The 12,156-nt window shown below is 68.8% G+C and carries 10 protein-coding genes; 2 read left to right on the forward strand and 8 right to left on the reverse strand.

All coding sequences use genetic code 11. The features are described 5' to 3' along the window. Positions 1 to 195: 195 nt before the first annotated feature. On the forward strand, positions 196 to 3,513 hold the full coding sequence (locus tag A5688_RS24965) for a helix-turn-helix transcriptional regulator (RefSeq protein ID WP_067909187.1): 3,318 nt from the start codon (positions 196 to 198) through the stop codon (positions 3,511 to 3,513). Position 3,514: 1 nt separating this feature from the next. Here A5688_RS24965 and A5688_RS24970 read toward each other — a convergent pair whose 3' ends face one another. Together A5688_RS24970 and A5688_RS24975 are read right to left on the reverse strand one after the other, a co-directional pair. Next, positions 3,515 to 4,201 (reverse strand): Rv0518 family GDSL lipase, encoded by a 687-nt coding sequence (locus tag A5688_RS24970; RefSeq protein WP_067837019.1) that lies wholly within the window; start codon positions 4,199 to 4,201, stop codon positions 3,515 to 3,517. 90 nt (positions 4,202 to 4,291) lie between these two features. Beyond that, positions 4,292 to 5,527, reverse strand: coding sequence for an acyltransferase family protein (locus A5688_RS24975; protein ID WP_067837016.1), 1,236 nt, complete (start codon positions 5,525 to 5,527; stop codon positions 4,292 to 4,294). 371 nt (positions 5,528 to 5,898) lie between these two features. Here A5688_RS24975 and A5688_RS24980 point away from each other — a divergent pair, with 371 nt between their 5' ends. Beyond that, entirely contained in the window at positions 5,899 to 6,339 is a 441-nt protein-coding gene (locus A5688_RS24980; protein ID WP_067837014.1) for an STAS domain-containing protein, read from the forward strand. Here the strand turns inward: A5688_RS24980 and A5688_RS24985 are convergent. From A5688_RS24985 to A5688_RS25010, 6 genes are read right to left on the reverse strand one after another with little or no spacing between them, the layout of a single operon-like run. After that, entirely contained in the window at positions 6,323 to 6,577 is a 255-nt protein-coding gene (locus A5688_RS24985) for a hypothetical protein (RefSeq protein WP_067909184.1), read from the reverse strand. The two genes, A5688_RS24980 and A5688_RS24985, sit on opposite strands and share 17 nt — an antisense overlap. Next, positions 6,574 to 7,125: a DUF3093 family protein gene (locus A5688_RS24990; RefSeq protein ID WP_067909295.1), complete on the reverse strand. Its 552-nt coding sequence runs from the start codon at positions 7,123 to 7,125 to the stop codon at positions 6,574 to 6,576. Before A5688_RS24990 ends, A5688_RS24985 begins: the two co-directional genes overlap by 4 nt. 13 nt (positions 7,126 to 7,138) lie before the next feature. Further along, entirely contained in the window at positions 7,139 to 8,119 is a 981-nt protein-coding gene (gene hemB, locus A5688_RS24995; protein ID WP_082955035.1) for a porphobilinogen synthase, read from the reverse strand. Then, positions 8,119 to 9,780 (reverse strand): uroporphyrinogen-III synthase, encoded by a 1,662-nt coding sequence (locus A5688_RS25000; protein WP_067837008.1) that lies wholly within the window; start codon positions 9,778 to 9,780, stop codon positions 8,119 to 8,121. The genes hemB and A5688_RS25000 overlap by 1 nt, the downstream gene beginning before the upstream one ends. 23 nt (positions 9,781 to 9,803) lie before the next feature. Next, positions 9,804 to 10,751 carry a hydroxymethylbilane synthase gene (gene hemC, locus A5688_RS25005; protein WP_067837304.1) on the reverse strand — a complete coding sequence of 316 codons (948 nt, stop codon included), beginning with the start codon at positions 10,749 to 10,751 and terminating at the stop codon, positions 9,804 to 9,806. Positions 10,752 to 10,764: 13 nt separating this feature from the next. Further along, a complete protein-coding gene (locus tag A5688_RS25010) occupies positions 10,765 to 12,135 on the reverse strand; it encodes a glutamyl-tRNA reductase (RefSeq protein WP_067837005.1) in 1,371 nt (456 codons plus the stop codon). Positions 12,136 to 12,156 lie beyond the last annotated feature (21 nt).

A 12,156-nucleotide genomic window follows, 5' to 3' on the forward strand; every position in this document is an offset into this window, starting at 1 on the left:
GGTCTGCATCGCACTAGCCGCGCCCTTCGCCGGAATCGGCTTCCTCCACGTCCAGGACCGCCTGGAGCGCTGGGACTACGAGCGGCACGCGGACGACTGACCCGCGCTGAGCAAAGGCCCCGCTTGCGCATATCCGCGTACCCGCGGCCGGGTTCTACGCGATTGTGCGGATGTTTTCGCCTCGCCCATGCCGACATGCTGGCTAACATGATCAAAATTGATCCGCCGGCGGACATGCCGTTGCTGAACTGGAGCGAGCAGAGCGTGAGCGAGCTGCCCACTGGGACCGTGACGTTGCTGCTCGCCGACGTCGAGGGCTCGACGCGGTTGTGGGAAACCCAGTCAGACGTCATGGCAACCGCGCTTGAGCAGCTCAATCGCGCCGTGAACGATCTGGTCGCCGAATACGGTGGCGTGCGGCCCGTGGAGCAGGGCGAGGGTGACAGCTTCGTGCTGGCGTTCGCCCGCGCCAGCGATGCCGTCGCCTGCGCGCTGCAGATACAGCTAACCGTGCGGCCGCCGATCCGGATCCGCATGGGTGTACACACCGGGGAGGTCCAGTTGCGCGACGCCGGCAACTACGCCGGAATCACCATCAATCGGACCGCGCGGCTGCGCGACCTCGCCCACGGCGGGCAGACCGTGCTGTCCGGTGCCACCGAACCCTTGGTGGTCGACCGGTTACCGGCCGATGCGTGGCTGACCGACCTGGGCGAGCACCCGTTGCGCGATCTGCCGCGCCCGGAGCGGGTCGTGCAACTCAACCATCCCGGCCTGCGCAACGACTTCCCGCCGTTACGCACGGCGAATGACGTTTCAGGAAGCCATCTTCCGAATCAGTTGACCACATTCGTCGGCCGCGGATCCCAAATCGAGGACATTGCAAGGATTTTGAACGACAACAGGTTGGTGACGCTGACCGGGGCGGGCGGCGTCGGAAAGACGCGGTTGGCGGTGCAGGTCGCCGACCAGGTTGCCCGCGAATTCGCTGAAGGGGCCTGGTTCGTCGACCTCGCCCCGGTCACCAATCCCCCGGTCGTGCCTGTCACCGTGGCGCGCACGTTGGGTCTCACCGACCAGCCGGGGCGCTCCACCATGGAAACGCTGACGAAGTTCATCCGTAGCCGAAAGATGTTGCTGGTGCTCGACAATTGCGAGCATCTGCTGGACGCCAGCGCGGACCTGGTGATGGCGCTGCTCGAGGCCGGGCCGGATGTCACCGTGCTGGCGACGAGCCGCGAGCAGATCGGCATCGCCGGAGAGCTGACCTGGCGGGTGCCGTCGCTGTCGGTGGACGGTGAAGCCGTCGAATTGTTTGTCGACCGTGCCCGCCGAATGAGGCCGGATTTCCGCCTCACCGAGGACAATTCGCCCGCGGTCGCCGAGATCTGCCGGCGACTCGACGGCATGCCGCTGGCGATCGAGCTCGCCGCCGCGCGCACCCGCACCCTGTCGCTGACCCAGATCGTCGACGGCCTGCATCACAACTTCCGTCTGCTCGCCGGGGGCGCGCGCACCGCCGTTCGCCGTCAGCAGACGCTGCGCGCGTCCATCGATTGGTCCCACGCGATGCTGACCGAGCCGGAGCGCATTCTGTTTCGCCGGCTGGCGGTGTTCATGGGCGGTTTCGATCTGGACGCCGCGCACGCCGTCGGCGCCGACTCCGACGTGGAGCAGTTTCAGCTCATCGATCTGCTCGGACTGCTCGTGGACAAGTCGCTGGTCGTCACCGAGGAGACCGACGGCCTGATGCGATATCGCCTGCTGGAGACCGTGCGCCAGTACGGCCTGGAAAAGCTGGCCGAGTCGGGCGAAGCCGAGGCGGTGCGGACCCGCCACCGCGACCACTACACAGCCGCCGCGGTGACGCTGGAATCGCAGATGCGCGGCGACGGGGCGGCCCTGGTCCGCTGGGGCGAGATCGAGATGGCCAACCTGCGGGCGGCGCACGCGTGGAGTTGCGACGCAGCGGAATTCGGGCCGGCGCTGCAGGTCGTGTCATCGCTGCAGCGATTGTGGGTGACGCGCGGGCGGTTCCGCGAGGGCGTGGCCGGGTTCGACGCCGTATTCGGCGACGAGCGGTACCGCGACGACGACGTCGCTCCCGAGATCTGGATCCGCGCGGTGGGCGACCGTGGGCTGCTTGCGGTTTGGTGCTCCGTGCCGGACAGCGGGCAACGGGCGGAGGAGGCCCTGGCCGCCGCGCGCCGCCTCGATGACCAGGCACTCGTCGTACACAGCCTGACGACGTGCGGCATGCTCGCCATCAACACCCCCGAGTTGGCCGGCCCGTACCTGGCAGCGGCGGTCGACCTGGCCCGCGACGCGGGCGATCCCGTCGCGCTGTACCACGTGCGCTCGTACCAATGCTTCGTCGGTAACGTCAGCGGTGACCCCGCCGCTTCGCAGGCCGCCGGCGAGGAGGGGCGGGCCCTCGCTGACGAGCTCGGCGACAGTTTCATGTCCCGCTACAGCCGGGTGTTCCTCACCGGCGCGCTGGCGATGCAGGGCAAGTACGCCGAGGCGCTGCAAGTATCCCGTGCGCTGGTCGAGGAGGCGCGAGCCGCGCAAGACCTCCCGATGGAAGCATTCGGTCTGATGACGCTCGCGCAGGTCCTGACCTTCACCGGCGATGCCGTGGCGGGCCGCGCCGCCGCGCGGGCCGCTCTCGAAAACGGTGTCGCCATGGGCGGTTTCCACGAGGACACCGCCTACGTGGCGCTGGCGAACGCCGAATTGGCAAGTGGTAACGCCGCCGCGGCAAAGGAGGCATGCGATGCGGCCTTGCAGTGGACCTCGCCGCTGAAGGAATTGTTCGTGCGAAGCCTGGTGCCGATGACCGAGGCGACCATGTGCTGCGGTGACCTGGTCGGCGCCCGCCGCTGGGCGGACGACGCCGTCGCGGTGGTTCCGGGGTGCTATCGGATGCTGGTGCTGACGGCGCGGGCCCGAGTCGCCGGCGCGCAAGGTGAGCCGCAGCAGGCCGAACGCGACCTGCACGACGCGCTCGACGTTGCCGCGCGCACGGGCGGACGCCTGCACCTGCCGGACATGCTCGAGCGCCTGGCCGCACTCACCGCCGACACCAACCCCGAACACGCCGGGCGGCTGTTGGGTGCGGCCGACGGCGTGCGCCGGCGGCACGGCGAGGTGCGCTTCACGGTCTTTCAAGCGGACTACGACGCATCGCTGGCGGCGGTACGTAACGCTTTGGGAGAGACGTCCTTTGATGCCGCATGGTCGGAGGGCAACGCGCTGTCGACCGACGAGGCCATCGGCTACGCGCGGCGAGGCCGCGGTGTCCGCGGCCGCCCGGCCAGCGGATGGGAGTCGCTCACGCCCACCGAACTGGACGTCGTCCGGCTCGTCAGCGCCGGGTTGCCCAATAAGGACATTGCGGCGCGGCTGTTCGTCTCTCCGCGTACCGTGCAGACCCATCTGACGCACGTCTACGCCAAACTCGCTGTGTCGTCACGGGTTCAGCTCGCCCGGGAAGCCGCGCGGCACACCTGAGTCAGGTCGACAGCTGCGTACGGATGAGCGGCGCGATCTTGTCCGCCATGTACTGGTGCCCCGCGTCATTCGGATGCACCCCGTCGGCACCGATCAGGTCGGGCCGGCCGACGAACCAGTGCTCGGCGATCGGGTCGATGAACGTTGCCCCGGCCGCCCCGGCCGCGCCGCCGAGGATGTCGCGGATCAGAAACATCGACGGCGGAACGTCGGCGGTGGGCCAGGGCGGTCCGATCACCAGCAACCGCGCGGCCGGCGCAAGTTGACGCGCCAGATCCAAAGCGGCATGGGTCTTTACGGTCAGCGTCGCGGGATCGATACCCTGGTCGTTGCGGGAGCCGAAGAAGACCACCAGCGCGTCGTCGGGCTGGACCGCCCGGGCGGTCAGATCCTCGAAGATGCTGCCGTGGTCACCGAGCGCGGCATAACCCGCTCTGCCTTCCGCCGCCACACTGCCGGAGATCCGCGAACCCCGCGAACCGAGCACCTGCCAGGCGCGCGACGTCCACGATCTGGAGCCCAGACCGCCCTCATTGGTACCGGTGGTGTACGAATCCCCTACCACTGCAACATGATTGAGCCTGAAGTCGAGCGTCAGTGTCTCGTAGGTGCGCACCTGCGCCGGGTATGCGATGCCTACGCCCGCCAGAAAACTCACCCCAATGAGAAAGGTGGCCAGACGACTCACTCTCACCTCCACTGTCAACGGCATCGTCGGGTGCCGCCGCGCCCCCATCAAGTATTCCCCGGGATTCGCGGCCGGCCGCTGAGGCGGCCATCACACCGCGCGGGCCGAAACCGCTTCCAGCGGACGGTCGATCGGATGCAGCTTACTGGTCGACTCGCCGGGATCGCTTCTGGCACTGACGGCTCTGACATCGACCATCTTGCGCATCCAACGGCGGGCGGGCTCTTCGACGCCGTGATACAGCAGCGCCGAGGCGCCCAGGGCGATCGCGAGCAGGGCGATGACGTTCCATTTCCAGGGGTTGTCCAGGGTGGGGAGCTCGAATTGCTCCACGGCCCAACCCCAGGCGGTGTGCACCAGCTCGTGCACCATGTACAGGCAGAACGAGATCTTGCCGCCGTACACCAGCACCCGCGTCGACAACACCCGCGGCAGGCTGCCCAGCCCGATGGCCAGCGATATCACCAGCGGAACGAACAACACGTCGACGACGCCGCCGCTGTCGTTCTCCACCACCCCCGATATCGGGTGCGCGCCAAACCAATACAGCACACCCACCATGGCGGCCAGCAACAGCAGGGAGACGTATCCGGCGACGCGGCGGCCACGATCGCTCAGCCGCAGCCTGCGCACCGCGGCGCAGGCCAGCGCGCCGGCCGTGAACTGCGTGACGATTCGCGGCAGCCAGCTCCACGGTGTGTAGAAGTGTCCGCTGGCGAGCAGCATCACCACCGGCGGCAGCGATGCCGCGAACGCCAGCACCATCAGGCTGCGCGCCCTGGTCGCCTGCTTCATCCGCAACAGGACCAGCACCAGGACGGCGAAGAGCACATAGGCCAGCCATTCCGCGCTGATCGACCAGGCCGGCCCGTCCCAGCTCGAGTCATCGAAGAACGGCACGAACCACAGCTGCACCAACAGGATCTGGCGCACATAGCTGATCGCGGTGAGCGAAGCGGCGTCCGGCGACGGCACATGGCCGACGTGCAGGGTGAAGATCACCCACAGGGCGGCGAGGTGCAGGGTGACCAGGTACACCGGCCACACCCGGGCCAGGCGCAGCCACAGGAAATGCAGGGTCGCGCGGGTCGACCAGGACCGGCCCATGCGGTCCAGATAGTTGTACGTCAGCACGAACCCGCTGAGAATGAAGAAGAGGTCGACGCCCTGGGCGCCGCAATTGAGCACCGGCGCGAGGGCGTCGCGGAAATCGGGCGACACGTCGCCGAGCATCGGCCGGAAGTGAAACAGCACCACCCAGAGCGCGGCCACGATGCGGAGCCCCGTCAGGGCCGTGATCTCGCCCCTGATCTCTCCGCCCCGCACGCTGCTCTTCCCGTCCGAATCCTGCCGTTTCGTTCTCCTGCTACGTCGGTTGAGCGGGAGATCTCGCCTTTTCACAAGCCCCCCGACCAGCAACCGGCAGCCTTGGCAGCCTAGCAGCGCAATCGCCCGCATGCGTGGACGGTTGTGGTGTGGCATACGGCTTTCCGGGGTAATCCATGGGCTCGAGGGCCCCGCTGGGCGTTTGCTCAGGCCCGGCGTCGGGACGGCCCCACGGTCGCTTCTTAGCAAAGCGTTAGACGCGGCTTCCGGTCTCCTTAGGCTTGCGGCCTAACGTTTCAGACACCCCTTCGGAGAGCGTCTCGGGGCGCCCCCGGAGGCGGCGCGAGCGGCACGGAGAGTGAGGGGTCCTCATGGCGATCGCAGGCAGCCCGACCGGCCACGACAACTGCGTGTTCGACTGCGGCAGGGCCCAGGTCCGGGCGCACTACCGCCACCTGGCGACGGTGGTGCACATCCGCGGCGAAATCGACGACAACAACGTGGACCGCATCAGCGACCACATTGCGCGTTTCACGCTCGGAGAAAACCCTGTGGTGCTCGACGTGGCCGACGTCGACGAATTTGCTGAGGCGGGTATCTCGCTGCTGTATGCGTTCGATGCCGACTGTCGTGCCGCCGGGGTGGATTGGACCCTGGTCACCAGCTCAGCGGTGACTCGGGTGCTGGATGACACCGGTCATGACGACAGCTTCCCGATCATGCGCTCGGTTCACGAGGCGCTGCAGGATCGGGCCGAGGCCATCGTGCTGCGCCGCCGGATGGCATTGCCGCTCGTCAGGAAGACGCCCTAGCGCCCGAGCGCGCCCGCCGCAGCCTGGCAGTGCCGTTGACCGCCAGCACGCCGGCGCTCGTCAGCAGCACCAGCGTCAGCAGTAGCAGCTGCGGGTCATACACCAGCGATGTGGTGGAGGGCTGCCCGTCCGCGATCGGCGCCACGATCACCGTGTGATGCGAGTGCAGCCAGGTCAGTCCGGAGCACACCAGCGCGGCGCAGGCGAGACCGAGCTCGAACAGCGCGCGGGCGTTCATGGCGCCGTCCCGGTGTCGTCGTCCCAGTCACCGTCGATGACCTCGGAGGAGGCGGGCTCCACCCGCTCCTGAACCAGGGGGGTCAACGCGGCCCGCAGTTGGCGATGACGGCGCGCCCACGCCTGGACGGTGCGCCCGCCGGTGAGCTTGAGGCCGATGCCGACGCGCCCGCGCGGCACCCCGACGAGTTCGCCCAGCGCCCGCGACGACTGCCAGCGCGCCAGGTCCTTCCCGGAGGCTTCGTGATTCTCGGGCTCGGGATACACCTTGACGATCTCGCGGACCAGGATCGTTTCGGTGCCCTCGCGCAGCGCGTCCTCGGTGAGCTCGACCGAGACGTGGATCCGCGCGGCCTTCACCTGTATCCCCAAGAACGCAGATACCAGCACCAGGAAGATGGCGGGGACCACGAACGACACCGGGGCACCGCTCCAGATTTCGATCAGGACCATGGCCACCGCCGCGGCCGGGCCGGCCGCCAGCCACCACCAGCTGGCGCCGGGTTCGTAGAACAACGGCTTTTGTGCGGTATCGCTGTCGGTCGTCATCGCAAGCCCCATCTCACGAGAGCCACCCTGCCGCATCGGCGGCCCAATAGGTGAGAACGATATCGGCTCCGGCGCGCCGGATGCTGGTCAGCGACTCCAGCGCCGCGGCGCGCTCGTCGATCCAATTGTTCGCGGCTGCAGCACAAATCATCGCGTACTCCCCCGATACCTGATACGCGGCGACGGGAACGGGCGAGACGTCCGCCGCGGCCGCGACCACGTCGAGATAACTCATCGCCGGTTTGATCATCACGATGTCGGCCCCCTCGTCGAGATCGAGCTCGATCTCGCGAAGCGCCTCCCGGGCGTTGCCCGCCTCCTGCTGGTAGGTGCGGCGGTCCCCGGACAGGCTGGAACTGACCGCTTCGCGGAACGGGCCGTAGAACACCGAGGCGAACTTGGCGGCGTAGGCCAGAACGGCCACGTCGGTGAAGCCCGCGGCGTCCAATCCGTCGCGAATCGCCCCCACCTGACCATCCATCATGCCACTCGGGCCCACCACGTGAGCGCCCGATTCAGCTTGTGCCACAGCGAGTTCCACATAGCGGGCCACGGTGGCATCGTTGTCGACCCGACCCCGGTCGTCGAGGACGCCGCAGTGTCCGTGGTCGGTGAACTCGTCCAGGCAGGTGTCGGCCATCAACACGGTGGCCTCACCGAGGTCCTTGGCCAGGTCCCGCAGCGCGACATTGAGGATGCCGTCGGGGTCGGTCCCGGCTGACCCCACCGAGTCCTTGTCCTCGTCGCGGGGCACGCCGAACAGCATCAGCCCGCCCACCCCCGCGGCGACGGCACCGGCGGCCGCGCTGCGCAACGAATCGCGGGTGTGCTGCACCACGCCCGGCATGGAAGTGATCGGCCGTGGTTCGTCGATACCGTCGGCGACGAACATCGGCAGCACCAAATGTCTTGGCTCCAAAGATGTTTGCGCCACCAACCGGCGCAGGGCCGGGGTGGTGCGAAGCCGGCGCGGACGGTGCCGCGGGTAGGCCACTAGCGCCTGCGGCTCTTTTTGCGCGGCGGTGGCAGCGCACCCTCGGCGCGCAACCGCGCGGCGTGTTCGGCCAGAGCGTCGACCAGCGGACCGACAGCGGCGGTCTCGGGCTGCACGTCCACCCGCAGACCGAATTCCGCCGCGGTCTCGGCGGTCTTCGGACCGATGCAGGCGATGATCGTCCGCGCGTGCGGCTTGCCGGCGATGCCGACCAGGTTGCGCACCGTGGAGCTGGACGTGAAGCACACCGCGTCGAAGCCGCCGGTCTTGATCATTTCCCGCGTTTCCGCCGGCGGTGGAGCGGCCCGCACCGTCCGGTAAGCGGTGACATCCTCGATCTCCCAACCACGTTCGCGCAGACCCTCGGCCAGCGTCTCGGTGGCGATGTCGGCCCGCGGCAGCAGCACCCGGTTGACCGGGTCGAAAATGCTGTCATAGTCCGGGAAGTCGTCCAGCAGACCCAACGACGACTGCTCGCCGGCCGGCACCAGTTCCGGGCTGATCCCGAACGCCCGGACCCGGTCGGCGGTCGACTCGCCCACACACGCGATCTTGACTCCGGAGAACGCGCGCGCATCCAGGCCGAATTCGCCGAACTTCTCCCAGACCGCACGCACCGCGTTGGTGGAGGTGAACACCACCCACTGGAAGCGGCCGTCGACCAATCCCTTGACGGCCCGCTCCATTTGCGCCGGGCTGCGCGGCGGCTCGACCGCAATGGTCGGCACCTCGATCGGCAATGCACCGTAGGACGTCAGGCGCTCGCTCATCTCGCCGGCCTGGTCCTTGGTGCGGGGCACCAGCACGGTCCAGCCGTACAGCGCGCGGCTCTCCCACCAGTTCAGCTTCGCCCGGCTGGCCACCGTCTTGCCGATGGTCACCACGAGCGGACCGGTCAGCGGGCCGGCGGGGTCGGTACCGCCCAGCACCGCCGAGTCGGTCAAGCCGTGCAGCGTGGTTTCGATCGACCGCTGCTGACAGGTGGTGCCGTGCGCGGTCACCACGCACGGGGTGTTCTCGGCGAGCCCGTGCTCGATCAGGGTGCGCGCCGCGTCGGCCAGGTGCGACGACGTGGCCTGCAGAATCAGCGGACCGGGCGCCGCCGCCAGCGCCTCCCAATCCACATGCGGGTCACGCACATCGGCGACGGTGTGCGATGAGCCCAGCGGCAACCCCGCGTACGTCGGGACGGCATCGCTGGGGGCCAGTCCGGGGACGATCTCGATGTGCAGGTGGCTGCGCGCGATGGCGTTCACCTCGGTGATGACCGCGTCGACCGTCAGCGGGTCGCCGGCCACCAGCCGCACCACGTCGGCGCCCGTCCGCGCCTCGGTGGTCAGCGTCTTGGCCACCTCGGCGGGGTCGCCCAGCGCCGGGCGGATATCGGGACCGCCGGACATCACCGCCGGCTGCGCCTTGTTCTGGTCGGAACCGCCGTCGCCGTTGGTGGCGGCCGGCTCGGCCGGGGCCGGGCCGGAGACCGGTGGCAGATCTTTGCCGATCAGGGCCAGCACCGGCTCGGGCACGTCAGGGTCGGTGAACACCAAAGCGGCGTTCGCCAGCACCGTAGCGGCCCGGGTCGTCAGCAATCCCGGGTCACCCGGGCCGGAGCCCACGTACGTGATGCGGCCGGGTGTCGGCTTACGGCCTCGCGTCGTCATTGTCGCTCCCACGTAATTCGCATTTAATTTCCTCGCGCCGGGTCTTGACGCGCTTCGCTCATCAGCTCTCGCGCGCCCAGCTCGAACAGCTCCGCGGCCACCGAAAGCCCAAGCTCTCGTGCCCGACCGGGACTGCCGATACCGGACGCGCGGATCACGTCGGACCCGTCCAGCGCCGCCACGCAACCGCGCAGCGACAGCTCTTCGAAGATCCGGCCTTCCTCATCGATGGACTCGACCACTTCCGCGATCGCGCCCACCGGTGCGGAGCAACCGGCCTCCAGTTCGGCCAGCAGGGTTCGCTCGGCGGTGACCGACGCACGCGTGTCGGCGTCGTCCAGCTCCGCCAGCACTGCCGCTAACCGGCTATCACCGGCGCGGCATTCGACGGCGAGCGCACCCTGAGCCGGTGCTGGCAACATCTGCACCGGCTCTAGCGTCTCGGTGACATCGTCGAGGCGACCGAGCCGGGCCAGTCCCGCCCGGGCTACCACGATCGCGTCGAGGTCACCACTGCTTACCCTGTTCAACCTGGTATCTAGGTTGCCTCGTAGGGGGCGGATTTCCAAACCGAGACCCAATGCTCTAAGCTGCGCCGCCCGCCGCGGCGAGGAGGTGCCCACCAGCGAACCGGGTGGCAACTCCGCGAGCACCAGTCCGTCCCGCGCCACCACCGCGTCGCGCGGGTCGTTGCGCACCGGTATGGCCGCCACAGCAAACCTTGGATCGTCGGCGGTGGGCAGGTCCTTATGGGAGTGCACCGCGGCGTCGACACGGCCCTCGTCCATCGCCTCGCGCAATGCGGTGGTGAAGACACCCACCCCGAGGGATTCGATCGGCGCCGACGATTTGTCCCCGGCGGTGCTGATGGTCACCAGCTCCGCCGGGTGTCCCAGCGCGATCAAAGCGTCTCTGACGACCCCGGCCTGGGTGGTGGCCAGCAGGCTGCCCCGGGTGCCTATCCGGATCACGTTCGCCAATCGCCTACTCGGCGGTCTGCTGCGGAGTACCCGCGTCGAATCCGTTTGCGATGACTGGCAATTCGCCCGCAGCCACGGCGTCAACGGCGGTCTGGTCGAGTTCGAAGAGTTCGCGCAACGCCTCGGCGTAGCTGTCACCACCGGGCGCGCTGGCGAGCTGTTTGATCCGCACGGTCGGCGCGTGCAGCAGCTTGTCCACCACCCGCCGGACGGTGCGGGCCACCTCGTCGCGGTGCGCGCTCTCGAGTCCGGGCAGGCGGTTGTCGAGGCGCAGCAGCTCCGCTTCGACCACGTCGGCGGCGCGCTGACGCAACGCCGTGACCGTCGGCGTGACCTCGGCCATTCGCTGTCCGGCCAGATAGGCAGCAACTTCGGTGGCGACGATGTTGCGGGCGGCGTCGACGTCGGCGGCCGCGGCGTGGGCCGAGGGCTCGTGCTGCACGCGGTCCACATCGACGACCCAGACACCGGGTAGTCCGGCCACCGCCGGGTCGACGTCGCGCGGCATGCCCAGGTCGCAGATCACCAGGGGGTTGGTCGCTTCGTCGCGGTGCGCGGCGGCCAGCGCGTGGTGCACGTCGGCCAGCGAGACCACCGGGGTCACCGCCCCGGTACAGCTGACCACGACGTCCGCCCCGGCCAGGGTGTCTGCGAGCCGCTCCAATGGCAGGGCGTTGGCCTGCACTCCGGCGTCGCGGATCTTGCGGACCAGCCGCTGGCCCCGCGACAGCGACCGGTTGAGTACGTAAATGTGCCCGATGCCGGCACGCGAGAGGTGGGCCGCGGCCAGGGCGCCCATCGCGCCGGCGCCGACCAGCACCGCGGTCTTGCCCGACAGCCCGCCCAGCCGGCGTTCGGCCATGTTCAGGGCGACCGACACCACCGAGGCGCCGGCGGCGTCGATGGCGGTCTCGGAATGCACCCGCTTGCCCACCGACAGCGCCCGCTGGGCCAACTCGTGCAGCACCCGGCCGACGGTGCGATTGGTCTCGGCGCCGGCATAGGCGCGACGGACCTGGCCGAGCACCTGTTGCTCGCCGATCACGGCGGAATCCAGGCCGCTGGCCACCGCGAACAGATGCTCGACGGCGGCCTCGCTGTACCGGACGTACGCGTATTTGGTGAGGTCGGCCATCGACATCCCGGAGTGGTCCGACAGCACCTGCCCGATCACCGCCAGACCGCCGTGGAACGCGTCGACCACCGCGTAGACCTCGACCCGGTTGCATGTCGACAGCACCATCGCCTCGGTCACCAGCGGCGACTGCAACACCCGGTCGACGATCTTGCCCTGATCGGACTCGTCGATGCTGAGTTGTTCCAGGACGGAGACCGGCGCACTGCGGTGCGAAACCCCGAAGAGCAAGACGCTCACGGCAGCATCACCTGGCCAGCT

This window comes from Mycobacterium mantenii (assembly GCF_001667865.1).
GTDB lineage: Bacteria > Actinomycetota > Actinomycetes > Mycobacteriales > Mycobacteriaceae > Mycobacterium > Mycobacterium mantenii_A.

Bases quoted from the DNA above. Each gene is read 5' to 3' on its own strand.
- A5688_RS24990 (WP_067909295.1), bottom strand. From the start codon at position 7,125: ATGACGACCGACAGCGATACCGCACAAAAGCCGTTGTTCTACGAACCC.
- A5688_RS24965 (WP_067909187.1), top strand. From the start codon at position 196: ATGCTGGCTAACATGATCAAAATTGATCCGCCGGCGGACATGCCGTTG.
- A5688_RS24985 (WP_067909184.1), bottom strand. From the start codon at position 6,577: ATGAACGCCCGCGCGCTGTTCGAGCTCGGTCTCGCCTGCGCCGCGCTG.
- A5688_RS24980 (WP_067837014.1), top strand. From the start codon at position 5,899: ATGGCGATCGCAGGCAGCCCGACCGGCCACGACAACTGCGTGTTCGAC.
- A5688_RS25000 (WP_067837008.1), bottom strand. From the start codon at position 9,780: ATGACGACGCGAGGCCGTAAGCCGACACCCGGCCGCATCACGTACGTG.